This is a genomic window from Candidatus Methylomirabilota bacterium (assembly GCA_036002485.1).
GTDB lineage: Bacteria > Methylomirabilota > Methylomirabilia > Rokubacteriales > CSP1-6 > AR37.
Genome location: DASYTI010000251.1, coordinates 43,567 through 66,902, shown reverse-complemented (window position 1 = coordinate 66,902; position 23,336 = coordinate 43,567). Strand labels below are relative to the sequence as shown.

General features: G+C 68.4%; 21 protein-coding genes, 1 tRNA gene and 3 pseudogenes. 7 read left to right on the top strand and 18 right to left on the bottom strand.

The window, feature by feature from the left end:
• Nucleotides 1-289: 289 nt before the first annotated feature.
• From VGT00_21845 to VGT00_21785, 13 genes and pseudogenes are all read right to left on the bottom strand, one after another.
• Nucleotides 290-1,726 carry a sigma-54 dependent transcriptional regulator gene (locus VGT00_21845; protein HEV8534071.1) on the bottom strand — a complete coding sequence of 479 codons (1,437 nt, stop codon included), beginning with the start codon at nucleotides 1,724-1,726 and terminating at the stop codon, nucleotides 290-292.
• A gap of 22 nt (nucleotides 1,727-1,748) precedes the next feature.
• Nucleotides 1,749-3,221: a Do family serine endopeptidase gene (locus VGT00_21840; GenBank protein ID HEV8534070.1), complete on the bottom strand. Its 1,473-nt coding sequence runs from the start codon at nucleotides 3,219-3,221 to the stop codon at nucleotides 1,749-1,751.
• Nucleotides 3,222-3,243: 22 nt separating this feature from the next.
• A complete protein-coding gene (gene tilS, locus VGT00_21835) occupies nucleotides 3,244-4,569 on the bottom strand; it encodes a tRNA lysidine(34) synthetase TilS (GenBank protein ID HEV8534069.1) in 1,326 nt (441 codons plus the stop codon).
• Between the two features lie 64 nt (nucleotides 4,570-4,633).
• Entirely contained in the window at nucleotides 4,634-5,323 is a 690-nt protein-coding gene (locus tag VGT00_21830) for a molybdenum cofactor biosynthesis protein MoaE (GenBank protein HEV8534068.1), read from the bottom strand.
• Nucleotides 5,324-5,466: 143 nt separating this feature from the next.
• Nucleotides 5,467-5,793 (bottom strand): iron-sulfur cluster assembly accessory protein, encoded by a 327-nt coding sequence (locus VGT00_21825; GenBank protein HEV8534067.1) that lies wholly within the window; start codon nucleotides 5,791-5,793, stop codon nucleotides 5,467-5,469.
• A 91-nt stretch (nucleotides 5,794-5,884) separates the two neighbouring features.
• On the bottom strand, nucleotides 5,885-6,619 hold the full coding sequence (locus tag VGT00_21820; protein ID HEV8534066.1) for an SDR family NAD(P)-dependent oxidoreductase: 735 nt from the start codon (nucleotides 6,617-6,619) through the stop codon (nucleotides 5,885-5,887).
• Nucleotides 6,616-6,966, bottom strand: a pseudogene (folE, locus tag VGT00_21815) (GTP cyclohydrolase I). The gene VGT00_21820 and the pseudogene folE overlap by 4 nt, the downstream one beginning before the upstream one ends.
• A gap of 1,011 nt (nucleotides 6,967-7,977) precedes the next feature.
• Nucleotides 7,978-8,178 (bottom strand): annotated as a pseudogene (locus tag VGT00_21810) (GTP cyclohydrolase I).
• Nucleotides 8,179-8,196: 18 nt separating this feature from the next.
• Nucleotides 8,197-8,601, bottom strand: a complete 405-nt coding sequence (locus VGT00_21805; protein ID HEV8534065.1) for a 6-carboxytetrahydropterin synthase — start codon at nucleotides 8,599-8,601, stop codon at nucleotides 8,197-8,199.
• Nucleotides 8,598-9,011: a 6-carboxytetrahydropterin synthase gene (locus tag VGT00_21800; protein HEV8534064.1), complete on the bottom strand. Its 414-nt coding sequence runs from the start codon at nucleotides 9,009-9,011 to the stop codon at nucleotides 8,598-8,600. The genes VGT00_21805 and VGT00_21800 overlap by 4 nt, the downstream gene beginning before the upstream one ends.
• Complete coding sequence (locus tag VGT00_21795; GenBank protein HEV8534063.1) at nucleotides 9,008-9,940, bottom strand: glycosyltransferase family 4 protein; 933 nt, start codon at nucleotides 9,938-9,940, stop codon at nucleotides 9,008-9,010. Before VGT00_21795 ends, VGT00_21800 begins: the two co-directional genes overlap by 4 nt.
• 153 nt (nucleotides 9,941-10,093) lie before the next feature.
• A complete protein-coding gene (locus VGT00_21790; GenBank protein HEV8534062.1) occupies nucleotides 10,094-10,879 on the bottom strand; it encodes an enoyl-CoA hydratase in 786 nt (261 codons plus the stop codon).
• 76 nt (nucleotides 10,880-10,955) lie between these two features.
• Nucleotides 10,956-11,031 (bottom strand) — tRNA-Met (locus VGT00_21785).
• A gap of 116 nt (nucleotides 11,032-11,147) precedes the next feature.
• Here VGT00_21785 and VGT00_21780 point away from each other — a divergent pair.
• Nucleotides 11,148-11,414: a hypothetical protein gene (locus tag VGT00_21780; GenBank protein ID HEV8534061.1), complete on the top strand. Its 267-nt coding sequence runs from the start codon at nucleotides 11,148-11,150 to the stop codon at nucleotides 11,412-11,414.
• A 33-nt stretch (nucleotides 11,415-11,447) separates the two neighbouring features.
• Nucleotides 11,448-12,149: a urate hydroxylase PuuD gene (locus VGT00_21775; GenBank protein ID HEV8534060.1), complete on the top strand. Its 702-nt coding sequence runs from the start codon at nucleotides 11,448-11,450 to the stop codon at nucleotides 12,147-12,149.
• Nucleotides 12,150-12,372: 223 nt separating this feature from the next.
• On the opposite strand, the gene VGT00_21770 is transcribed toward VGT00_21775, so the two are convergent.
• Nucleotides 12,373-13,632: an anaerobic glycerol-3-phosphate dehydrogenase subunit C gene (locus VGT00_21770; protein HEV8534059.1), complete on the bottom strand. Its 1,260-nt coding sequence runs from the start codon at nucleotides 13,630-13,632 to the stop codon at nucleotides 12,373-12,375.
• 64 nt (nucleotides 13,633-13,696) lie between these two features.
• A pseudogene (locus VGT00_21765) lies at nucleotides 13,697-14,002 on the bottom strand (rubrerythrin family protein).
• Between the two features lie 330 nt (nucleotides 14,003-14,332).
• Here VGT00_21765 and uvrA point away from each other — a divergent pair.
• The 5 genes from uvrA (at nucleotide 14,333) to VGT00_21740 (ending at nucleotide 20,452) form a co-directional block, all read left to right on the top strand.
• Entirely contained in the window at nucleotides 14,333-17,164 is a 2,832-nt protein-coding gene (gene uvrA, locus VGT00_21760; protein ID HEV8534058.1) for an excinuclease ABC subunit UvrA, read from the top strand.
• Nucleotides 17,161-18,441: a LytS/YhcK type 5TM receptor domain-containing protein gene (locus VGT00_21755; protein ID HEV8534057.1), complete on the top strand. Its 1,281-nt coding sequence runs from the start codon at nucleotides 17,161-17,163 to the stop codon at nucleotides 18,439-18,441. The genes uvrA and VGT00_21755 overlap by 4 nt, the downstream gene beginning before the upstream one ends.
• On the top strand, nucleotides 18,438-18,632 hold the full coding sequence (locus VGT00_21750) for a hypothetical protein (GenBank protein HEV8534056.1): 195 nt from the start codon (nucleotides 18,438-18,440) through the stop codon (nucleotides 18,630-18,632). Before VGT00_21755 ends, VGT00_21750 begins: the two co-directional genes overlap by 4 nt.
• On the top strand, nucleotides 18,632-19,846 hold the full coding sequence (locus VGT00_21745; protein ID HEV8534055.1) for a hypothetical protein: 1,215 nt from the start codon (nucleotides 18,632-18,634) through the stop codon (nucleotides 19,844-19,846). Before VGT00_21750 ends, VGT00_21745 begins: the two co-directional genes overlap by 1 nt.
• A 102-nt stretch (nucleotides 19,847-19,948) precedes the next feature.
• The gene (locus VGT00_21740) at nucleotides 19,949-20,452 is read left to right on the top strand and encodes an OB-fold domain-containing protein (GenBank protein HEV8534054.1); all 504 of its coding nucleotides are present in this window, start codon (nucleotides 19,949-19,951) and stop codon (nucleotides 20,450-20,452) included.
• 125 nt (nucleotides 20,453-20,577) lie between these two features.
• On the opposite strand, the gene VGT00_21735 is transcribed toward VGT00_21740, so the two are convergent.
• From VGT00_21735 to VGT00_21725, 3 genes are all read right to left on the bottom strand, one after another.
• Nucleotides 20,578-21,105, bottom strand: a complete 528-nt coding sequence (locus VGT00_21735; GenBank protein HEV8534053.1) for a UGSC family (seleno)protein — start codon at nucleotides 21,103-21,105, stop codon at nucleotides 20,578-20,580.
• 217 nt (nucleotides 21,106-21,322) lie between these two features.
• On the bottom strand, nucleotides 21,323-22,291 hold the full coding sequence (locus VGT00_21730; protein ID HEV8534052.1) for a hypothetical protein: 969 nt from the start codon (nucleotides 22,289-22,291) through the stop codon (nucleotides 21,323-21,325).
• Nucleotides 22,288-23,331: a hypothetical protein gene (locus VGT00_21725; GenBank protein ID HEV8534051.1), complete on the bottom strand. Its 1,044-nt coding sequence runs from the start codon at nucleotides 23,329-23,331 to the stop codon at nucleotides 22,288-22,290. The genes VGT00_21730 and VGT00_21725 overlap by 4 nt, the downstream gene beginning before the upstream one ends.
• Nucleotides 23,332-23,336: the final 5 nt, after the last annotated feature.

Sequence of the window (23,336 nt, the reverse complement as noted above, 5' to 3'; positions counted from 1 at the left end):
TGGAAGCCGAACGGTTGCGCTGCTATGCCCTTCGGCGGCGCGCTCCCGACGACCAACCTCTGCTCGCTGAGATCTCGTATGCCATCCCTCGCCGACCCTTCGACGACCGACCATGAGGTACTGGCACTTACTCTTGGTCGGGCAGTAAAGTGACCGGGAGGTGGTGGCACTTGGCCCGTAATTCTCACTCAGCCCTCGCCTCGTGGCTCCGCCCCTCAGCCCGAAATGCCACGTACGTTGAGCGTGCGGCCGAGGGCGCCAACGAAGCAGATGGGCCTTTTTCAGCCGCCTAGGTCCCCTCGCCCGCGGCGGCGTCGGGCAGGTCCTTGGCTTCTTCGACGCGCCGGATGCCCCATGCCGCCATTCGGGCGATGAGCGTATTGCGGTGTATGCCCAGGCAGCGCGCGGCGCGGCTCTGGTTCCAGTTCTCCCGCTCGAGGGCGCGAAGAAAATAGGCTTGCTCGAATCGGTCTCGCGCCTCGCGGAGCGGGAGCGGCTCACTTCCCACGTCGCCCGCGCGCTGACCGACTTCGTGGATGGCCAGGTCCACGGGCAGGTCATCGAGCCGGACCACGGGGCGCGTGGCCAGGGCCACGCTCCGCTCGATGATGTTCTCGAGCTCGCGCACATTGCCGGGCCAGTCATAGGCCATGAGGGCGGGCAGGGCGCCCCGCGAGATGCCGCGCACGTCCTTCTTGAACTCGCGCGAGTACTTCCTCAGGAAGTGCTCGACGAGGCTCGGGATGTCCTCCTTGCGTGTGCGGAGGGGAGGAATGGTGAGGGGCACCACGTTGAGGCGGTAGAAGAGGTCTTCGCGGAAGGTGCGGGCCCGCACGGCCTGGCGGAGGTCGACATTGGTAGCGGCGATCACCCGCACGTCGACGGGCAAGGGCCGGGCACCCCCCAGGCGCTCGATCTCCCGCTCCTGGAGCACGCGCAGGAGCTTGGCCTGCAGGTCCACCCGCATCGATCCGACCTCGTCGAGGAAGATGGTGCCGCCGTGCGCCAGCTCGAACTTGCCGAGCTTGCGCGAGTGGGCGCCCGTGAACGCGCCCTTCTCGTGGCCGAAGAGCTCGGACTCGACGAGCGTGTCCGGGATGGCCGCGAGGTTGACGGCCACGAAGGGCTGGTCGCGCCGCGGGCTCTGGCGGTGAATGGCGCGGGCCACCAGCTCCTTGCCGGTTCCGCTCTCCGCGCCGATGAGCACGGTGGCCGGCGTCTGGGCGACCTGCGAGATGAGCTCGTAGAGCCTGACCATGCTCGGATGGCGCCCGATGAGCGCGTCGAAGCCGTGGGCGCGGTCGAGCTCGGCGCGAAGGTAGCGCACTTCGCGCTCGAGGACCCGCTGGGAGGCCGCCTGGCCCACCAGGGCCAGCATCTCGTCCACGTCGAAGGGCTTGGTGACGTAGTCGTAGGCCCCGCCCTTGATCGCCTCCACCGCCGTGCGCACGTCCTTGACGGCGGTGATGATGATCACGGCCACGGCATCGTCCAGAGCGAGGATCTGGGGGAGGAAGGTCGGACCCGGGGGGCCCGGCATGCAGACGTCGAGGAGGACGACATCGACGCGGCGCGAGTGAAGGACCTCGACGCCCTTGGTCCCCGCCTCCGCTTCGATGACCTCGTAGACCTCTTCGAGGAGGACGCGGAGCGATTCGCGCACACCGGGCTCGTCATCGATGATGAGCACGACAGGCTTCGGACGGGTGGGGTCGGACACGACCATCAGTACGCCTCGTCTGGCCCGCTCAGGGTTTCTCGGGCGCCTTGAGGACCACGTACTCGCGGCCGCCGCCCCCGCCGCGCTGGAGCTGCACGGGCACAGAATCGCCCGGCTTGAGGCTGCCCACGATCTTCCGGAACTCTTCGACCGAGCCGACGGCGCGTCGATTGATCTCGAGGATCAGATCGCCGCCGCGGATGCCCGCCGCCGCGGCGGCGCTGCCCTCGGCGACATCGGTGACCACCACCCCCGAGCGGCCCGTGAGACCGTAGGTCCGGGCGAGGTCCGGAGTCAGCGGCTCCACGGAGAGCCCGAGCCCCGCGCCTTTCGGCACCGCGGCCACCACGGTCTCGTCGGTCGGCTGCTCGCCGATCTTGATGCTGAGCTTGGTCGGCTGGCGATCGCGGAGCACGGTGAGGGCGGCGGGCCGCCCCGGCGCAATGGCCGCCACGCGCTTCTGCAGGTCCGTGGTCTCCTTGATGGGCGAGCCGGCCAGCTCCACGATGATGTCTCCCGCTTTGAGACCGCCGGCCTCCGCGGGGCTGTCCTTCATCACGTCGGCCACGAGCACGCCGCCCGTGCCGGGCACCCCGAAGCCCGCGGCCAGATCGGGAGAGAGGTCCTGGATGGAGATTCCGAGCCAGCCTCGCACCACCCGGCCCTTGTCGATGAGCTGGTTCATCACTTCGCGGGCCATGTTGATGGGGATGGAGAAGCCTATCCCCTGTCCGGTGGACACGATGGCGGTATTGATGCCGATCACGCGCCCGTCGAGATTGAGGAGCGGACCGCCGGAATTGCCCGGATTGATCGAGGCGTCGGTCTGAATGAACGCTTCGTAGGTGGCCACCCCCACGTGGGTGCGTCCGGTGGCGGAGATGATGCCGACGGTGACCGTGCGATCGAGGCCGAAGGGATTGCCGATGGCAATGGCCCACTGGCCGATCTTGAGCTTGTCCGAATCGCCGAGGGCCGCCACGGGCAGGGCCGTGCCCGTCGGCTCGATCTTCAGCACGGCCAGGTCCGTCTTCGAGTCGCGCCCCACGAGCTTGGCAGGGAACTTGCGATCGTCGGAGAGCCGCACTTCGATCTCGTCGGCGTTCTCGATCACGTGATGATTGGTGAGGATGTAACCGCGCCCGTCCACGATGACGCCGGAGCCCGCCGCGCGTTCGGGCTCCTGCCGCGGCCCGCGACGCTTGAAGAATCGCTCGTAGAACTCCGGCCCGAAGAACTCGCGGAAGCGCTGCTCCGTCTCCGGCGATGGCGCGCCCTCGGCCGCCGCGGACTTCTTGGCCTTGACGCTGACATTGACGACGGACGGGGTGGCACGGTCGGCCACCGAGACGAAGGCGTTCTCGAGGATCTGGAGGATGGCCTTGGCATCAGGCGCGGCGGCGGGGGGCGGGGCCGATTGTGCGTGCGCAGGCACGGGCGCCCAGACAAGCGCGGTGGCCAGCAACATCATCGAGCACAGCCGATATCGCAACGGACGCATGGTGTCCTCCTGGCGGGCCATCTTACCTCCCGGGCGGGGCGACCACCAGAGGCACGGAGAGTGTCACCTCGAGGATACGCCTCGTGTCCGATCCCACGGGCGCCGCCTGGCCTCGGCGGAGTCCAGCGACCCAGATGAGGTCGCCGTCTGCCTCGAGGAGCGGCACCCGCGCCCGCTCCCAGCGCGGCACGCCGGCATCGATCAGGAAGGACTTGAGCCGACGCTCCTGGGCGCCGCCGCCCCAGGGCAGGAAGCGATCGCCTCGTCGCCGGGCCCGCACGGTGAGGCGCGAGGGGATCCGGTCCGCGTCAAAGACGACCGTGCTCGCCGCGCGAGGTACGACATAGCCGGCGCCGGCCTCGAAGCATCGCGCCTCCAGTGACGCGCCGATCTCGGGCAGCGACAGGGCACCCGGCACGAGGAAATCGCGCGGCTCGAGATCGGGCAGGCGGCCGCGTCCCACCCGGAGCCACTTCCCGCTCTTCTCGATGACGAGACCGCCGCCGCTGACGAGACCGCGCGGGACGTTCGGAGCCAGGAGGCGCCGGAGCGCGCGGTGGGCGGCGCCGCGCATGGCCCCGGAATGCCCGAGGCTCAAGGCGGCCGCGCGCAGCGTCTCCGCGGCGATCTCGTGCGGGAGAGCCCGCAGATCGGCGATGGCAAAGACCCAGCCGGCGCCGCCGCGACGGCCCAGGCGGGAAAGCTCGCGCGCGCCCGCGCCCTCGAGGTCGTCGACGAGGGCGCGCACGAGGGCCGCCGAGCGGGCGAGCCCGGCCGCGATGCCGGGATCCACCGAGCGCTCGAGGAAGGGGAGCACGTCGTGGCGGATGCGATTGCGCAGAAAGCGCGGATCTCGATTGCTCGCATCCTCCCTCCAGGGCAGGCCGCGCGCCCGGAGGTGGGCCTCGATGTCGGCCCGGCGCGCCTCGAGCAGCGGCCGGATCAAGAGGCCGCGGACCGGCGCGATCCCGGCCAGCCCGCGCGGGCCCGCGCCCTCGAGGAGTCGCATGAGCACCGTCTCCGCCTGGTCGTCGGCGGTATGCGCGGTGGCGATGCGCTGGACGCTCACACGCTGGGCCACGACCCGGAAGGCGCCGTATCGAGCGCGCCTGGCCTCGGCCTCGAGACCTTCCCAGGGCGGCCCTCGACGCACGGTGACGCGCTCGACGTGGCAGGGCACGCGCAGATCGGCGGCCAGGCGCTCCACGGAGGCTTGCTCGGCATCGGCCTCGGGGCGGAGCCCGTGGTTGACGTGGACGAGGTGGACGGTCACGTCGAGCTCGCGCGCGAGGCTCACGAGCACGTCGGCCAGGGCGACGGAATCGGCGCCGCCCGAGACGGCGGCCAAGACAGTTTCGCCGCCCCGGAGCATTCCGGCGCGGCGAATGGCGGCGCGAGCAATTTCTACGAGGCTACGGTCGCCCGTGACTGCATTCTCCCTGTAAACCTACCCAGACCTCGCCGTCCTCGAAGTACTCCTTCTTCCACACGGGCACCGTCGTCTTGAGCGTGTCGATGGCGAAGTGACATGCCTCGAAGGCCTCGGCCCTGTGCGGCGAGGCGACGGCGATCATGACGCTCGACTCGCCGATCTCGAGCCGGCCGATCCGATGGACGAGGGCGACCTTGCGCACGCCCGGCCAGCGCTCGCGAACGGCGGCGGCGATCTCGCTCATCTTCGCCACGGCCATGGGCGCGTGCGCCTCGTACTCGAGATACTTAACACGCCGGCCGCCCGTCTCGTCCCGGACCACGCCCGAGAAGAGCACGATCCCGCCCGCCCCCGGGTCACCCACGGCCGCGGCCACGCGCTCCTCGGACAGGGGTGCGGTCGTGACCTCGACCCAATCGCCGGCCGCGCCGCCGCTCACGGGGGGAAAGAGGCAGACCTCATCGCCGGGGCGCAGGGGGTGGTTGGCCTGCACGTAGTCGGTTCCGAGGGCGAACAACGTGAAAGGGCGGTACGGCTCGAGGACCGGGAAGCGGCTCGCCACCGCCTCCCAGGCCGATTCGACCGTACCGCCCTCGGGAAGATCCAGCTCGACATGATCGCGTCCGGCCGCTTCGCGATAGCGGGCGAAGAACCGGACGGCGACCTTCATGGCACTAACAGTGTTACAGACCGATCAAAAGGGTCCAGATGCAAGGCGGCGACGGAGCGACGACTGCGGCGTACGTGGTCGTACGCCGCAGGGAGGAGCGACGGCGCCAACGCCGCAGATGGGCCCTTTTCATCGTGTCTGCGCTAGAACTGGTGCGACGAACCGCACCCGCAGGACGACTTCACGTTGGGGTTCTTGATGGCGAAGCCCGCCCCCAGCATGTTGTTGTCGACGTAGTCGATCTCACTGCCCTGCAGATACGGTGCGCTCTTGCTGTCCACGTAGACCTTGACGCCGTTGGCCTCGGTGACGTTGTCGTCCGCCCCGGCCGTGTCGTCCCAGCCGAGCTCATAGGACATGCCGGAGCACCCACCACCCACCACGCGGATCCTGAGGCCCCACTCGGGCTTGCCCTCTTCGAGCCGCAGGTCGGAAATCTTCTTCGCAGCTGTTTCGGTCAGCGAGATCATTCACTCCTCCTTGGAGGTCGAGTCCCTTCGATGTCCGATCGCCCGGCGATCCAGGGCAAGTATAGCAGACCCGCCGCCGCCCGGGGGCCCATCAGAGGACGCCGTCCTGCGGCAGGAGGGTGATCTCCTCGAGGGTAGCCCCCGGCTCCAGGGTCGCCATGAGCAGCGCGGCTCGGGCGACCTGCTCGGGTCTGACCATCCGGGCCCGGGCGGGAGGATTCGGCGCGGCATCCCAGAGCGAGGTATCGGTGGCCCCCGCCGAGAGCACTCCCACGCGGACGCCATGGGGGCGCATCTCCTCGGCCAGCACTCGCGAGAGGCCGAGGAGGCCATACTTGCTCGCGGTATAGGCGGCGCTGCCGGGCAGGGTGCGGCCGGTCACGATCGACCCGATGTTAATGATGGTGCCCCGGCGCGCGGCCATCATGGCGGGCAGCACGGCGCGGCAGCACAGAAAGACCCCGCGCAGGTTGACGGCCATGGTCTCGTCCCAGTCTGCGGTCTTGGCTTCGGCGACGGGACCAAACGCGGCGAGCCCCGCCGCCGTCACCAGGCAGTCGATGCGGCCGAAAGACCGCAGGGTCTCGCTCACGAGAGCGGCGACGGCCGTCTCATCGCTCACGTCGGTCGATCTGACCACGGCCCTCCCCCCCGCCGCTTCGATCTCGTGCTGCACGGCGGCGAGCTCCGGCGCCGACCTCGCGCAGAGCGCGACCGCCGCTCCTTCGCGCGCAAAGGCCTGGGCGATGGCACGACCGATGCCCCGCCCGGCGCCGGTGACCACGGCAACCTGCCCCGCCAGACCGGCCCCCTCTGGCCGGCTCAAATGACGAGACCGCTCCGCGACTTGATCAGCTCCATGAACTCCGCGCGCGTCTCCGGCCGGTCGCGAAAGGCGCCCAGCATGGCGGAGGTGACGGCCTTGGAGTTCTGTTTCTCGACGCCGCGCATGAGCATGCACATGTGCAGGGCTTCCACGACCACGGCCACCCCGCGCGGCTGGAGCACGTCCTGCAGGGTATGGGCGATCAGGGTGGTGAGCCGCTCCTGCACCTGCAGTCGTCGACTGAACATCTCGACGAGACGCGGCAGCTTCGAGAGCCCCGCGATCTTGTTCGACGGCATGTAGGCAATATGGCACTTCCCAAAAAATGGCAGAAGGTGATGTTCACAGTTGTGGGTGAGGTGGCCACCGACGAGGAACGTCGGATAGGGCTCGCACGTGAAGCTGTAGACCGTATGGGGCTTCTTCCCTGTGGGAAGACGTCGCACGCTGAGAACCTTCGTGTAGGTGCTGTCCTCAGGGACGTAGAAGCCGGTGTCTTGTCGGAATCCATGCTTTCCGTACCAGCCCTTCTCTCCCCACCGGTGGGATACGTAGACACGGCCCTGATCCGTTCCCGTACTCGCGAGGGGCGTCTGCAGATACTCGGCCAGAGCGAGAAGAAATCGACGATTCGAGCTGATGATGAATCGCCCTGACCCCGCCACGTAACCATCGCCGTCGCAGGAGCCGTCGAGGAAGCCTTGCATCGTTTCGCGAGACGAAGTCGCCACCGAGGGAAAGTGGAAGCGCTTCGTCTTGCTGCGCGATCCAGTCTCTGGAATGTCGAGCCAGCGGCACAGCTTTTCGGCAATCGCTCGCGACACCGTGCGAACTCTGAACATGGGAATCTGTCGGCGCAAGTACCCTGAGGGAACCCGGACGCGCTCGATCCTCGACGCGATACCCGGAAAGGCTGCTGTCAGCATCTGCCGGTACTTCTCGGCAAAGTCCGCGCCCTTGACGACCAGGCAGATTCTCCGTCCGTCCTGGATGCTTCCATCCGACGCCACCGCGCCCAGCACATATCCCAAGGCGTAGCCGGGCTTTGGCTCGTACGGGCGGCGGACGATGGAGCGGGGATTGATCCACTCGACATCGGTCCCCGGGCGTAGAGCGCCCGCCTCCCGCCATCCATGCCTGGTCATGACAGGATGGTCCGGAGTGAGCCGGACGGACCCCCCATCCGTGCAAACCTCGACGATCTGGCGGGCCTTGCGCGATGTGACGACGGCCACCGTTGTTTGTTTGAGGAAGCCTTGATCGAGCGTCCACAGTCGGTCCCCCGCCTTGATGCTTCGGGCCGGCTTGGCGCCCCCCACGGCGTTCACGATCTGCCTGCTCGGCACACAGATCGAATAGAAGTCGATGTCCTTGACCACCACCATCTCGTCGTAGTTTTCGGTGAAGAGCGCGCCGTTGAGGATATCGGCGACGTTCTGCTCGTACCCTGAGGTGAAGTAGCGCCACGCCTTGGCCACGCGCTCCGGCGTGCGCTCGAGCCCCTCGCGCGTGGGATCCTCGCCGATCTCCTTCAGCAGTTCTCGGATCAGCTCTTCCATCCGGGTCACCCTCACGGCTCAGCCGCGGTATTCGAAGATGTTGTTGTCGGTCTCGACCACGGCCACCCGCCGGAGGGTTCCCGCGGGCAGGCCGGCAGCGATCCAGTCCCAGAAGGTGCGCGCGAGATTCTCGCCCGTGGTGGGGATCCCCTCGAGGGCGGGGACGGCGCTCGACAGATCGTAGTGGTCCACGCGATCGAGAACCAGCCGCTTGACGGCGGCGTCGAGGGCGCCGAGATCGGCGGCCATGCCCGTCACGGGATCGCGCCGCCCCTGCACCGTCACCTCGACCAGGTAGTTGTGCCCGTGCTGGCGATAGCACTGGCCGTAGAGGCGGGCATTGTCCTCGGGGGAGAGCGCGGGGCTCTCCAGTCGGTGACCGGCGCTGAAGTGGTACTGCCGCGTGAGCTCGAGCGCGCTCACGCGCCGAAGTACTCCACGTAGAAGACGGGATCTTCCCAGAGTCTCAGCCGCCCCAGACGCTCCGGCCCGAGCTTGGGGAGCAGGAGGTCCCAGATGGCCTGCACGAGGTTCTCCGTGGTGGGAATCGCGCCCTGGCTGAAGAGCGGATCGGCGTTGAGGTCGGCGTGGTCGAAGCGCAGGATGACGGCGTCGCCGACCACGCGCTTGAGCTCCGCCAGATCCATGACCATGCCCGTCTCCGGGTCCACCATCCCGCGCACCGTTACCTCGAGAACGTAGTTGTGACCGTGGGGAACGGTGAGATTGCCGAAGAGGCGGCGGTTCTCCTCGACGGACCATTCGGACCGCCAGTAGCGATGGGCCGCCGAGAAGGTGAACTTCCGCGTTGCATAGACCAGGCCCGGGCTCATCGGGATCTCATGCCTCCAACTACCGATCTTACCGCGTCCAGGAACCGCCCCGCGACCCGTTCGATCCCATAGGCGGCCACGGCGCGGTGGCCGGCCTCGCCCATGGCGCGAGCGCGGGCGGGGTCGCGAAGGAGCGCCTCGAGCGCTCCCGCCAGCGCGGCCGGATCGCGCGGCGGGACCAGCACACCGGTGACCCCGTCCTCGATGACTTCGGGCATGGCGGCGGCCCGACAGGTGACCACGGCCAGCCCCGCGGCCATGGCTTCGAGGAAAACGATGCCGAAGCTCTCCTGCACCGAGGGCAGGCAGAAGAGATCGGCACTCACATATTCCTGGGCCAGCTGTCCCGGCGAGACGTCGCCCAGGAGCGCCACCGTCTCGCCAAGCTCGAGGGCCCGGTGTCTCCGGACCACCATCTCCCAGTCCGGGCCCTGGCCGACGATACGGACGGAGAGCTCTTGCCCTCGCGGGCGAAGGAGCGCCGCCGCCTCGAGCAGATCGCCGATGCGCTTGCGCGGGTACATGCGCGCGACGCAGAGGATGGTGGCGCCCGTCCGCGGGCGGGGTCGCGCGGCGGCGAAGCGCGCCGCCCAGCCATCGAGGTCGATGGGCTCGGGCAGCACGGCCACCTTGGAGGACTCCAGACCATACACGCGGCGCGCAACCTCCTCCGAGTAGCGCGTGGGGACGAGGACGAGATCCGCCCGTCGCACATTACGTCGCTCCCAGCGAGCCTGCACGGTGAGCAAGATCCGCACCCAGCCGCGCTCGTTCTTGAGCTCGTCGGCGATGACGCCTTTGAGGCTGACCACGAAGGGCAGCCGCCGCCGCCGGGCCCACAGGAAGCCGTCCAGGTCCACGCCGTACACGAGGTCCACGTCGGCGGGTGGGTGGAGCGCGACGCCGGCGTTGTAGAGCCAGCGGTCCAGCGTGTGGAAGCCGGTGCGGATGCGGAGGGGGCGAAGCTCGAGGGTGTGGCCGAGCCGCCTGAGGCCACGGCGGAGACCGTCGGTACCGACGAAGGTCCCGCTCCCCTCCAGCGGGTTCGGCGGCGTGGAGGAGAGCCCGGCGATGCGCAGGCGCTACCTACCGGTGAACTTCGGTCGCCGCTTCTCCTGGAACGCGCGCGTGCCCTCGGCGTAATCGTGGCTGGTGAAGGTCTCGATGCCCATCTCGAAGAGCTTCTTCCGGTGGACCTCGCCCACGCCTTCGAAGATGGCCTGCACCTGCGCCTTGGTGCCGCGTATGGAGAGCGGGGCATTGTCGGCGACGGTGCGGAGGTAGTCGTACGTGTTCGCCTCGAGGTCGTCCGCGGGCACGAGGCGCTGGATGAAGCCGATGCGGAAGGCCTCCGCGGCCTCCAGCGTGCGTGCCGAGTAGAGGATGTCTTTGGCGTAGGCGGGGCCGACCAGGTCCACGAGCTGATGCACGGGATCGAGGCCGTAGATGATGCTCAAGCGGGCCGCCGGGATGCCGAACTTCGAGCCTTCCGCGGCGAAGCGCAGATCACAGGCCATGGCCAGGGCCATGGCGCCCCCCATGCAGTAGCCGAAGACCATGGCCACCGTGGGCTTGGGGCAGAGGCGAATCGAGGAGTAGGCGGCCTCCGTCTTCTTGTTGTACGCGAGGGCCGTCTCCGTGTCCTTCCGGTTCTCCTTGAACTCGGAGATGTCGGCGCCGGAGGCGAAGGCATCGCGCCCCGCCCCCCGGTACACCACGGCGCGCACGGAGTCGTCCTTGGCGAGGCCCTCCGTCACGTTCGCGATCTCCCCCCACATGGCGAGGCTGACCGCGTTGCGCATCTTGGGCCGGTTGAACACCACGGTGGCGATGCCGCCCTCACGCTCGACCAGGATCTCATCGCTCATGCGCTCTCCCTTGCTCGGAAAAAATGACACTCACGGGAAGGTCAGTCTAGCGGAGGCGTGGGAAAACTTCAACGAGTGGTGGCGGCGGGAGGACTCGAACCTCCGACACGGGGCTTATGAGACCCCTGCTCTGCCACCTGAGCTACGCCGCCGAAAATCGCGTTGACACGAAAACCGATTTGCTATGTATAATCCCGCCGAACGACGTCCAACAGTAACGACTCCCGTCTCGCAAGTCAAGACGGGAACCGCCCGGAGGTGCCTCATCATGGCGTGGCTTGGCAATCGGCCATGGATCGACGACGAAGAAAATCCCCTCTACGCGCGGGAGGACGAGGAGACCGAGGAGACGGAGGCCGAAGATGATGACGACGAGGACGACGAAGACTTCGATGAGGACTTCGACGACCTCGAGGACGACGACGACGAGGACGAACCCGACGACGAGCTCGATGATGAGGACGACCTCGTCGACGACGACGAAGCCGACGACGGGGAGGAGGACGACGAGGGAGACGACAAGGACGACGAGTAGCGGCAGCGCCTGCCCCACAACAAGGAGGGCACGATGTCATTGCTGAGTGAATCAGGCTGGCTATTCCTGCTGCGCTGGATCCACTTCCTCTCGGGCATCACCTGGATCGGCTTGCTCTACTACTTCAATTTCGTCCAGGTGCCCTTCTTTGCCGAGACGGAAGCCCCCGTGCGCAGCGGCGCGCAGCAGAAGCTGCTGCCCCGCGCCCTTTGGTGGTTCCGCTGGGCCGCCATGTTCACCTTTCTCAGCGGCTGGATCTACTTCCTGCACTACTGGCTGGGCAAGCGCGGCCTCCCCGACCCGCAAACATGGGTCATCCTGGTGGGCGGCCTTCTCGGCACCATCATGTGGGCCAATGTCTGGTTCGTGATCTGGCCCAAGAACAAGATCGTGATTCAGAACGCCATCGACGTGGCCGCCGGTAAGCCCGCCAACCCTGGCGCGGCCGCCGCCGGCGCGCGCGGCGGCCTCGCCTCACGCACCAATGTCGCCTTCTCCATTCCCATGCTCTTCTTCATGGGCTCGGCCAGCCATCTGCCCCTGCCCATGCCCAGCTCGGGCGCGATATTCTGGGCCCTGACCCTCATCGTGATGGCCCTGGTCGAGATCAATGCCCTCACGGGCACGCCGGGCAAAGGCGCCGCCAAGCCCCTCGCCACCGTCAAGGGCACCCTCTGGTTCGGCTTCATCCTCTCCGTCGTCTTCTATCTGCTCTTCGTGGTGCTGGGCAAGTAGGGGACTTCGACCGCACGCACAGGCCGGAGGGGACATAGTCCCCTCCGGCCTTGGTGCGTCAGCCTCTGAGATCCCGGAGCAGCTCGGCCACCGTCGGGGCCACAGTGGGCCCCACGTCGATGCCCATGAAGCGATCGAGGACGGACTGGATCTGGTCCTTCTCGGTGATTTCGATCGCCGCTCTCCTCGCCTGCGGCTCGTCGGCAGCGTCTCAGCTCGAAAATCAAACTTCGAGTCCGTAGGCCTCGGCGAGGATGCGGATCGGATGGCGGGCCTCCACGCCGGTGCCCTGCCTGATCTGGAGGGCGGCGAGCGGGCAGTCGGTGGCCACGCGATCGGCGCGGGCTTCGCGTACGGCCGTGAAGAGCGGCTGGGCCAGCTTCATGGACAGCGCGAAGTACTCCTTCTTCATTCCCCAGGTTCCATCCACGGCCGAGCACTTCTCGATGGTCTCCACGGTGGCCCCGGTGAGACGGAGCACGTCGGCGGACTTGGTGCCCATGTTCTGGGCCTTGAGATGGCAGGGGAGCTGGTAGGCGACCTTGGCGGGCGGATTCGGGAAGCGCGTGTCGAGCTGGCCGGCGGCGTGCAGGCCCGCGAGGTACTCGAAGAGATCGCGCGTGTGGCTCGCGACCAGATTGGCGTCCTCGGAGCCGTCGAGCCAGGGGTACTCCTGCTTCAACATGTAGGAGCAGGTGGGACCCGGCACCACGATGTCGCGCCCCTGCCGCACCTCCTCGGCCAGCGTCTTCACGTTGGCGGCGATGAGAGCCTTGGCCTCCTTGACCGCGCCGCCATCGAGGTACGGCATGCCGCAGCAGCGCTGCGCGGGCAGCGAGACATTCAAGCGGTTCCGCTCGAGCACGCCCACGGCGGCCTTGCCGGTCAGCGGATCATTGAACTCGACAGAGCAGGTGGCGAAGAGGGCCACGCGCCCCCGCGGCGCGAAGGGCGCCGGCTTTCGCCGGTCGAACCAGGCGGAGAACGTTTCGCGATGGAAGGCGGGCAGCTGCCTCTCCCTGTGGATGCCCACCACCGCCTCCATGATCGCGCGATGCGGCGGCAGCGAGGTCGCCCAGTTGGACAGGGGCGCCGTCAGGCTGCCCAGCCGGCCCACGAGTTCGGTATTGCCGAGAAAGCGATCCTGACGCGTCACGCCCTTCTGCCTCGCCTCCGCCGAGCGAGCGCGCAGCATGAGCCGCGGGAAATCGACCTGCCAGCGGTGGGGCGGCGTATACGGGCAGTGGTTGTAGCAGAGCTTGCACTGGTAGCAGAGGTCCACGACCTCCTTGACGTCCTGGGCGGGCAGCTTCTCGACGTCGCCGTCCACCGCCTCGGTGTCGAGCCGCTCGAACAGGACCTTGAACGACGGGCAGAGGGGCAAGCAGCGGCGGCACCCGCTACAGACGTCATAGACGCGGCGCAGCTCCTGGTCGACCGCGTCGAGCTTCCAGAACTCCGGCTGCCTGATGTCGAGGGTCATGCGGGGCGGCCTTTCCTGACGCGGCGGGGCGGCCGCCACCCGACCGCCCCGCGCGTCGGAAGTATCAGATGGCTTCGGCGGGGTCTTTGCCGGCGATCTGCTTGAGTCCCTTGGTGAAGCGGCCGGCGTGCGACCTCTCGGCCTTGGCCAGCGTCTCCAGCCATTCCGCGAGCTCGGGGAAGCCCTCGTCACGCGCCGTCTTGGCCATGCCCGGGTACATCTGCGGGTACTCGTACGTCTCGCCCGCGATGGCCGACTTGAGGTTCGTCTCCGTCTTGCCGATGGGCTCGCCGGTGGCGGGATCGCCCACGTCTTTCAGGAAGTCGAGATGCCCAAAGGCGTGGCCCGTCTCGGCATCCGCGGTGTCCTTGGAGCTTTTAGGAATGGTTCTCATTACGAAGTGGAGCCTACATGCCCGCCCCCGACCTGTCAAGGGCACTGGGTCAATTTGCTTCGCCATACTTCGTTGCGAGCCGATCCGGCAACCCTCAACGTACACCCACGTACGCCTCGGGCTGCCGGGCCCGCTCGCGCGTGGCGGTTCGAGCTGAGGGCCAAGCCCGAGGCGAGGGCTGAGTTGATCTGGCTCGCACCTTGCCCCAGTGCCTGTGCCCAAACTGACCCGCTACGGTCAAGGGGCATCGGGTTGCCGGGTGCAGGCAAGGTCAGGTAGACTTTCCATCTCAGGAGGACGGACCGAATGGCGCAGCCCCTCTGGCTCCGGATCGAGGGAGCCAGGCAGAACAATCTGAAGAACGTCTCCCTGGCTATCCCCCACGACCGCGTCACCGTCATCACGGGCGTCTCGGGCTCGGGCAAGTCCTCCCTGGCCTTTGACACCGTCTTCGCCGAGGGGCAGTGGCGCTACATCGAGTCGCTCTCCGCCTACGCGCGCATGTTCCTCGAGCGTCTCGACCGGCCCGACGTCGACCGGATCGAGCACATTCGCCCCGCCATCGCGCTGGAGCAGAAGAACCCCGTGCGGACCGCGCGCTCCACCGTGGGCACGGCCACCGAGCTTCACGACTACCTGCGTCTGCTCTTCGCCAAGGTCGGCCGCGTCCACTGCCCCCGCTGTGACAGCGAGGCCCGCAGCGATTCGGCGGAGCGCGTGGCCGACGATCTCGTCCGTGACCATCCGGGCGCGCGCGCCATGGTCTGCTTCCCCTTGCCCCTCGAGCCGCGCCCGGACCCGCGCGCCTTCATGGCCGCCCTGCTCCAGCGGGGCTTCGCCCGCATCAAGATCGGCGAGACCGTCGTGGACCTCGCCCAAGCGCAGGGCGAAGCCACCCCCGCCCTCGATGGCCAGCTCGTGCAGGTCGTGCTCGACCGCGTGGTGGTGGGCCCGGAGGCGCGGCGGCGACTGACGGAGTCGCTGGAGACCGCCCTCGCCGAGGGCAACGGCCGGGCCGTCGTGGACGTGGTGGGACGTGGGCCCGTGACGGTCAGCCGGGAGTTCCGCTGCCCGCGGTGCGAGGTCGCCCTGGCCCGGCCGCAACCGTTGCTGTTCTCGTTCAACCACCCGCTGGGAGCCTGCCCGGAGTGCAAGGGCTTCGGCAATATCCTGCGCTATGACGAGGCCCTGGTGGTGCCCGATCCCACCGTGAGCCTGGCCGACGGCGCCGTCGAGCCCTGGTCGCACCCCTCGGGACGCTGGTATCAGAAGCAGCTCCTCAAGCACGCCAAGAAGCGCGGGGTGGACGTCACCCGTCCGTACGCAGATCTCCCCGAAACGGACCGCGAGTGGATCTATGCGGGGGGCGGCGGCCTCACGGGCATCCAGGGATTCTTCGAGGAGGTCGAGTCCTACCGGTACAAGCTGCACGTGCGCGTCTTTCTCTCGCGCTATCGCAGCCAATCGCCCTGCCCGCGCTGCGCGGGGGCCCGCCTCAAGCCCGAGGCGCTCACCGTCCGCGTGGGAGGCGCCACCATCGCGGAGTGGAATGGCAAGACGGTCGAGGAGCTCCACGGCTTCCTCTCCGGCCTGGGCTTCTCGGCGTGGGAGGAGGTGGTGGGGCGAGAGGCCCTCAAGCTCCTGCGCGCCAAGCTGTCGTTCTTGATTCGCGTGGGGCTCGGCTATCTCACCCTCGGCCGACAGACGCGCACGCTCTCCGGAGGGGAAGCGCAGCGCATCAACCTCGCGAACCAGCTGGGCGCCCAGCTCGTGGGGACGCTCTACGTGCTGGACGAGCCCTCCATCGGGCTTCACGCGCGGGATACGGAGCGGCTGGCCGAGCTGTGTCGGGAGCTGGCCCAGGCCGGCAATACCGTTCTCATCGTCGAGCACGACCGCACTTTCATCGAGGGCGCCGACTACCTCGTCGAGATGGGGCCGGGCTCGGGCGAGCGCGGCGGCGAGGTAGTCTTCGCGGGCACCCAGGCCGAGTTCGCCAAGGATCCGCGCTCGCTCACCGCGCGGTACATGACGGGCCGCGACGGCATCCCCCTGCCCCTCTCGCGCCGCGAAGGACGACGAGCGCTCGTCATCCGGGGCGCGCGCCAGCACAACCTGAGAAACCTGACCGTGCGGCTCCCCCTGCACACCCTGACCTGCATCACCGGCGTCTCGGGCTCGGGCAAGTCCACCCTGGTCCACGATACGCTCTACCGCGCCCTCGCCCGCCACTTCAAGGTCGAGCTGGCGCGCGCGGGCACTCACGACGACATCGTGGGCCTCGAGTTCTTGAAGGGCGTGCGCCTCATCGACCAGGAGCCCATTGGCCGGACGCCGCGCTCCAACCCCGTCACCTACGTCAAGGCCTTCGACGAGATCCGGAAGCTGTTTGCCGGGCTCCCGCGGGCCAAGGCGGCCAGCCTCTCCCCCGGCGCTTTTTCCTTCAATGTGCCGGGCGGTCGCTGCGAGGCCTGCCAGGGCGACGGCTTCCAGAAGCTCGAGATGTACTTCTTCGAGGACGTCTACGTCACCTGCCAGGAGTGCGAAGGGCGACGCTATCGTCCGGAAGTCCTCCAGGTCACCTACAAGGGCCGTCATATCAGCCAGGTCCTGCAGCAGACCATCGACGAGGCCGTCGAGTTCTTCGCCGCCCAGCCGGTCCTGGCCCGCCGGCTCAAGGTGTTGCAGGAAGTGGGGCTCGGATATCTGCGCCTGGGCCAGCCCGCCCCCACGCTGTCCGGCGGCGAAGCCCAGCGGCTCAAGATCGCCGCAGAGCTCTCGACGCGCCTGGCCTCGGACTTCCTCTACATCCTCGACGAGCCCACCACCGGCCTGCATCTCGACGACGTCAAGAAGCTGCTCGTGGTCCTGAACCGCCTGGTGGATTCCGGCAGCACCGTCCTCGTGGTCGAGCACCACCTCGACGTCATCAAGACGGCGGACTGGGTCATCGACCTCGGCCCCGATGGGGGCGCCGCGGGGGGCGAGATCGTGGCCGAGGGCACCCCGGAGCAGGTCGCCCAGACCGACGGCTCCTATACGGGCAAGTTCCTGCGCGATCTCCTGCCCCGCTTCGAGTCAAAGCAGAACGGGGCGAAGCCCCGCGAGGGGAAGCGAGGGGTGAGGCGCGAGGCATGAACGTCCACGAGATCTTCGAGGCCATCGGCCTTCTCGTGATCGGCGTCGTCTTCTATTCCTATGTCCGCGGGGTGTTCCAGCGTCAGCCTCCCGCGGTGCGGCGCTGGCGACCGATTGCCCTGGGCACGGGCTTCGGCATTCTGTCCGTGATCCTCATGCGCTCCGGCATCCAGCTCGAGCCCGGGGTCTTCATCGACGCCCGCAACACCTCCATCGCGCTCGTCGGGCTCTTCGAAGGCTGGCCGGCGGTCCTCATCGCGGCCGGCATCACGGCCGCCGCGCGCCTCTGGGTCGGAGGAGCCGGCGCCTGGGCGGGCGTGGTCAGCATCGTCCTCGTGACCGTCTCGGCGGGCCTCGTCCACGCGTGGGCGCGCCACGACGGCGGCGTGGGGCCGAGACATGCCCTCGCCCTCGCCGCCTTGTCGGCCCTCGCGCTGCTTCCGGCCCTGGCCATGCTGGGCCCGCGGGGACTGCAGCTCTTCAGGCAGGTGTGGCTGAGCTACGCCATCCTCGCCGTGCTGAGCGTGGGACTCATGGCCCGGCTCTTCCACGATGTGACGGAACAGCAACGACTCATGGAGGATCAGGAGCGATTCCGCGCCATCATCGACGAGGCGGCGGCCGTAGTGCGCGTGGTAGATGCCGAGACTCTGAAGATTCTCGAGACCAATCGAGCGGAGGTCGAGCTCTCCGGCTATTCGCGCGAGGAGATCATCGGCAAGAGCATCAGGGACTTCTGGCCCGACGGACCCGCCGGCCGACCGGAGCGCGAAGCCATGCTGGCGGAGGCGTTCAAGCAGGGCCGCATGCACGCCCAGAACCTCGGCTACCGGACGCGCGCGGGCGACGTCATTCCCGTCGACATCACCTACCGCTTCGTCGACTATCGCGGGCGGCGGTTCATCATCGCGCTCTTGACCGACGCGCGGCCCCGGCTCCAGGCCGAGTCCGCGCTGCGGGAGGCGGCGGAGCTGCGGGCGGCTCACCTGACGGTGGGCGCGGCCGCCCACGAGATCAACAATCCCCTCTCCATCGTGATGGGATCGCTCCAGCTCATGCTCGAGCGGTTTCCCGAGGGCAGCCAGGAGCAGCGCTGGACGTCCGCCGCCTTCAAGGCCGGCGAGCGCATTCGCGACGCGGTGGCCCGGCTCTCGAGCCTCGTTCGCGTCACCAGCGTCGAGCCGTCCGGATCCCTCGCCCCCATCCTGGACACGGTTCGCTCGAGCGAGCCAGAGAAGGCCGGGACTCCCGCTCCTCCGCCCGTCCAACCCCGGTGACGTCCGGTCCGTTCTACGGCTGGGTGGGCGCGCTCGGCGCGGGATTCATCTATGATCGGACGGGCAGTCACGACCTCGCCTGGTGGCGGGCCGCCGCCCTCAACGTGGTGGCCCTGACTTTGCTCGGCCGGGCCCGGCCGCCTCGGCGCGCGTCAACCACCGGCTGGGAACCTCTGTTCAAGGAGGCGTGATGGCATCGCTCAAGGACAAGTACTGCATCGTGGGAGTGGGAGAGACGGAGTACAGCAGGCATTCGGGCCGGAGCACCCGCGCCATGGCCGTGGAGGCGGCGCGGAAGGCCATGGCCGATGCCGGGCTCGCGGCGGAGGGCGTGGACGGGATGATGTCGTACCAGGGCGGCGACTCGACGCCCGCCAACTGGGTGGCGCCCGATCTCGGCATCCGGCTCAATTTCTACATGGACGTGGTGGGGGGCGGCTCCTCGACGGAGGCCCTGGTGGGACTCGCCATGGGCGCCATCGAGGCCGGCATGTGCAAGACGGTGGCGATCTTCCGGTCCATGAACGGCTACTCGGACTTCCGCATCGGGGGCACGGGGGCCCGGGCGGCCCAGCCCGTCCGGGGCCTCGATCTGGCCCAGGTGCCCTTCGGGATGCGGAGCGCGGGGCAGGCGTTCGCCCCCACCTTCATGCGCCACATGTACGAGTACGGCACGACCTCCGAGCAGGTCGCCCACGTGCGCGTCGCCCACAGCAAGCACGCCTCCCAGAATCCCAAGGCGCTCCTGAAGGAGCGCGTCACCGTCCAGGACGTGCTCGGCTCACGATGGATCTGCAAGCCCCTCCACCTGCTCGACTGCTGCGTGGAGACGGACAACGCCACCTGCGTCATCGTCACCTCGGCCGAGCGCGCGCGCGACCTCAAGCAGAAGCCCGTCTACATCATGGGGGTGGCGGGTCGGGTCAGCAAGGCGCGCACCGACTTCCACTGGGCCACGGGCCCCATCACGCGGGTGGCCGGCTACTACGCCAAGGACATCGTCTTCGGCCAGGCCGGGATCACGCCCGAGGACGTGAACGTCACCGGATCCTACGACGCCTTCACCTTCACGACCATGCTCCAGCTCGAGGAGTACGGGTTCTGCAAGAAGGGCGAGGGCGGACCGTACGTCTCGAGCGGGATCATCGAGCTGGGCGGCCGGCGACCCAACAACACCTCGGGCAGCCACCTCTGCGAAGGCTACACGCATGGCATGAGCATGGTCATCGAGAACGTGCGGCAGCTCCGCGGGTGCGTGGACGACTACTGCCCGGGCGCGGCCGAGGGCAAGCACAGCTACGACTACTCGCCGGGCCGGTGCCGCCAGGTCAAGGACTGCCGGATCACCATGAACCTCGGCTGGGCCATGCCGCCCACCGGCTCCGCCCTCATCATGCACAACTAGATCTCGACCTGCCCACCGCTTCACCTGATCCCTCTCCCCCATCGGGGGAGAGGGGTAGGGTGAGGGGGCGAGGGTCGAGAAAGGACTGGGGGAAGATTTCCGATGCCCAACATCGAATACCGCGGCATGAACCTGGTGATCCCGGAAAATGACTCCGAGTGGCGCGAGCACTTCAAGCTGGCGCGCGGACACAAGCTGATGCTCCGCGCCTGCCAGGCCTGCGGCCTCATGCGCTACCCGCCGACTCACACCTGCCCGTGGTGCATGGCGCTCGAGTGGAACTGGAAAGAGGTGAGCGGCCAGGGTCACATCTACTCGTACGAGGTCGTCCACCACGCCATCCAGCCGGGCTTCAAGGAATGGACGCCCTATGCCGTGGTCCTCGTCGAGCTCGACGAGCAGCGCGGGAAGCCGACGGCAGAGGAGGCGCTTCGCGTGATCGCCAATCTCGTCACCCCGGGCTTCAAGCCGGAGGCCGAGAGCAAAGTCGCCATCGGCAAGCGGGTGCGCGCGGTCTTCCAGGACTTGAGCGAGGACTTCGCCCTGCCCCAGTTCACGCTGACCGACGAGCCGCCCGTGGGCCGCGTCTGGAGCCTGCCGAGCTAGGAGTCTGTCCGAGTAATTCCCATGCTCTCGCGAGCAGGAATGTTCCGCTTCGAGCGCCGGCTTCGCCGGCGCAATCTCTTCGGGGGGAGGCTTCGGAAGGGGGGCGGAGCCCCCCTCCGAGCTCCCTAGCTCTTGGTCAGGCGGGCCACGATCTCGTCGAACGCCTTGTCCGCGAGCACCCTGACCTCATCCCGGGTCAAGGGCTGGATGGGGTGCGGCACCATGATGGTCCGGTAGTCGACCGCGCCCAGCGCGCCCGCCTGGGCGCGCGCGGCCCGGGCGAACTCCGTCGAGATCACCGTGGCCGTGGGCATCCCGTGGTCCTCGAAAAACACGCCGTCGTGCACACTGCACGTTGTGCAGGACCCTCAGTCGGCGAGAGCCTCGATGACGGCGTCGCTCTGCTTGAGGATCTCGGCCCGCAGATCTTCCGGCGCGGGGCGGGCAAACGTCGGCTTCTTCTTCCGGATGACGTCCTTGGGATGGAGGCGCTCGCGCAAGAGCTCCTCGACGCGGTCGAGCAGGTGATCGCCCTTGGCCTTCGAGATATCGAGCAGGGTGATGACCTTGCCCTCGAGGCTGGGCAGACGCGTCGCGGTCTTCCGCGGCACCGCCACGGAGTCGGTGGGATCCAGGAACTCTTCGGCGGCCATGGAGCGTCCTGCCTTTCCGGGCGTGATTTTAATTCAGCCCTCGCCTCGTCGCTGATCCACTCAGCTCTCGCCTCAGGGATTCGCCCTTCGACTCAAACTGCAGCCTGCGGGATCATTTCAGCTCTCGCCTCGCGACGACCAGAGGCCGCCGCTCAGCTCGAACGGCAGGCAGCGTCTCGGCCACGCCCGGGCCAAGTGTAGCGCAAGAGGCGCCGGGTCAGGGACCGAAGATGCGGTCGAGGGTAGCCGGCTCGACGTATTGCTTGAGCCGGGTACCGCCGAAGCGACGCCGCGCCTCGGCGAACAGGATCTCGCCCACCTCGGGCGGCCCTGGCCCGGCGAGGCGCCGGAAGACGTAGAGGACCTCGGTCGGCCTCCCGGCCGGCGCCCCCGCGGATGGCGCGCCGTCCTCCGCGAACACGGTATTGTCGAAGGCAGCCACGAAAGCCAGAGCGCCGCTTCGGTCACTCACCTCGACGGGTCCCTCGACCCGCTCGTCGAAGCGCTCGAGGTCGCATGGGTGATTGCGTGCCTGGCACCAGTCGGGTGTGTAGAGGGTCTGGAGCTTCCGCATGTGCTCGAGCCGGAGGGGCGGCGCCGGGCGGGGCGGATAGACGGCCTGGTGCTTGCGCGTGCGCGGGTCGTAGATGGAGACCTCGAGCGGGTGCACGGCGGAGAAGTGGGGCTGGCTGTGCTGGTAGACGACCTGCCCGTCGGCGAAGACGGCCACGGGCCAGCCGGGAAGGACATCGCGCACGGCCAGACTCTCGGCCACCACTAGGGTGCAGCCGGCCGACGGATTGACGTGAGTCTCGATGAGCAGCATGCGCGCCGCCTTCCGAACGGACAGCGCCGAGCCCAGGCAGGCCGAGGGCGCGGGACGTATGGCCTGCTCGTCTATGGCCGCCTGAGTCCAGCGGCCCGTGACGCGGTCCAGGCGGCCCAGGAAGAGCGGAGGGTCGAGCGCGCTCGTCCCTTGCTCGCGGTAATAGGCAATCACGAAGGCCTGCCGATCGCGAAGGACCGTGTAGCTGGTGACGGAGACCGCCGCGTCCGGTACCGTTTCGGCGGTCACGCGAGCCCCCCTGGCCCGCAGCACGTCCCCGAGCGTCTCCCCCGCCGCGGGCGCCGCGCAGACGAGCGCGGCCACCACCGACCCGAGCCGCGCGAGGGCGTGCCCCCTCACGGCATCCGGACGGCCTTGATGACGAGCCGCGACATCTTCGGAAAGGTCCAGCCCGGGATCACCGCGGTGAAGCGCCCCGCCGTTCCCCCCGCCACCAAGAATTTCAGATTCGCGGGCTCGCGGAACTTCGGGATGAGCGTGTCGTCGGTCTCGGGATGCGGGAACTTGGCGAGCACGTGAGCGGGCAGCCCCTCGCCGCCGTCCACGCCGGGAATGAGGTCGCGCACCCGCTTTCTCAGGCGCTCCCACAGGAACTGCCGCATCTCGGCCTTGCCCCAGCCCTCGCCCGCGATCATCTTCGCGTGCTCGGGGGAAAACACGACGAGGGTGTCGCCGTGGTGGGTGGACCGGTGGTGGGAGATCACGGCCAGCGAGTGGCTGATGGTGATCAGCACATCCTTGGCCCGGCGGCTCTGATGATCATAGACCCCGTGCGGCGCCTCGGCGGCAAAGGCCGCCACCGTGCTCTCGTGGGCGCCGAAGCCGTGCTCGACGGCCAGCGAATCCCAGGGACTCTCCTCCTCGTTCTCGCCCATGCAGTAGGTGTAGCGGCCGGGGTGAGCCATGGTCGACATGCTCATGGTCCGGGCCGAGGCGCCGCCCACATTGGCGACGATGAGCCGCAAGGCCCGGCCGATGGTCGCGTTGGCGCGCCATCCGGGCCCGAAGGCGCCGCGGCCGCAGTTGATGTCGAGAGCGGCGCGCGCCGGCCCATTGACGATGAAGAGCGGCGAGTGGAAATTCGTCGTGGCCGACACCCCGTGGAGATCGAAGGCGTCCTCGCTCATGGCCTCCACCCCCGCGATCACCACGGGCAGATAGTCCGGACGGCAGCCCGCCATCACGGCATTGATGGCGATCTTCTCGACGGTGGCTCGCCCGAAATTGGGCGGCACGAGCGCGATCAGCTCGCCCGGGTCGCGGCCCGAGCCCGCCACCATGGCCTCGACCCGCTCCCGGGTGGGGGGGACGACGGGGAGGCCGTCGGTGACGCCGCGCTCGAAGAGCGCCTCGAAGGGGTCGGGTCCGCTCTCCGTCACGGCTC

Excerpts from the sequence above, each read along its gene's own strand:
- VGT00_21845 (HEV8534071.1), bottom strand. The coding sequence starts at position 1,726 with ATGGTCGTGTCCGACCCCACCCGTCCGAAGCCTGTCGTGCTCATCATC.
- VGT00_21775 (HEV8534060.1), top strand. The coding sequence starts at position 11,448 with ATGTCATTGCTGAGTGAATCAGGCTGGCTATTCCTGCTGCGCTGGATC.
- VGT00_21740 (HEV8534054.1), top strand. The coding sequence starts at position 19,949 with ATGCCCAACATCGAATACCGCGGCATGAACCTGGTGATCCCGGAAAAT.
- VGT00_21830 (HEV8534068.1), bottom strand. The coding sequence starts at position 5,323 with ATGAAGGTCGCCGTCCGGTTCTTCGCCCGCTATCGCGAAGCGGCCGGA.
- VGT00_21755 (HEV8534057.1), top strand. The coding sequence starts at position 17,161 with ATGAACGTCCACGAGATCTTCGAGGCCATCGGCCTTCTCGTGATCGGC.
- VGT00_21745 (HEV8534055.1), top strand. The coding sequence starts at position 18,632 with ATGGCATCGCTCAAGGACAAGTACTGCATCGTGGGAGTGGGAGAGACG.
- VGT00_21770 (HEV8534059.1), bottom strand. The coding sequence starts at position 13,632 with ATGACCCTCGACATCAGGCAGCCGGAGTTCTGGAAGCTCGACGCGGTC.
- VGT00_21825 (HEV8534067.1), bottom strand. The coding sequence starts at position 5,793 with ATGATCTCGCTGACCGAAACAGCTGCGAAGAAGATTTCCGACCTGCGG.
- uvrA (HEV8534058.1), top strand. The coding sequence starts at position 14,333 with ATGGCGCAGCCCCTCTGGCTCCGGATCGAGGGAGCCAGGCAGAACAAT.
- VGT00_21840 (HEV8534070.1), bottom strand. The coding sequence starts at position 3,221 with ATGCGTCCGTTGCGATATCGGCTGTGCTCGATGATGTTGCTGGCCACC.
- VGT00_21780 (HEV8534061.1), top strand. The coding sequence starts at position 11,148 with ATGGCGTGGCTTGGCAATCGGCCATGGATCGACGACGAAGAAAATCCC.
- VGT00_21790 (HEV8534062.1), bottom strand. The coding sequence starts at position 10,879 with ATGAGCGATGAGATCCTGGTCGAGCGTGAGGGCGGCATCGCCACCGTG.
- VGT00_21800 (HEV8534064.1), bottom strand. The coding sequence starts at position 9,011 with ATGAGCCCGGGCCTGGTCTATGCAACGCGGAAGTTCACCTTCTCGGCG.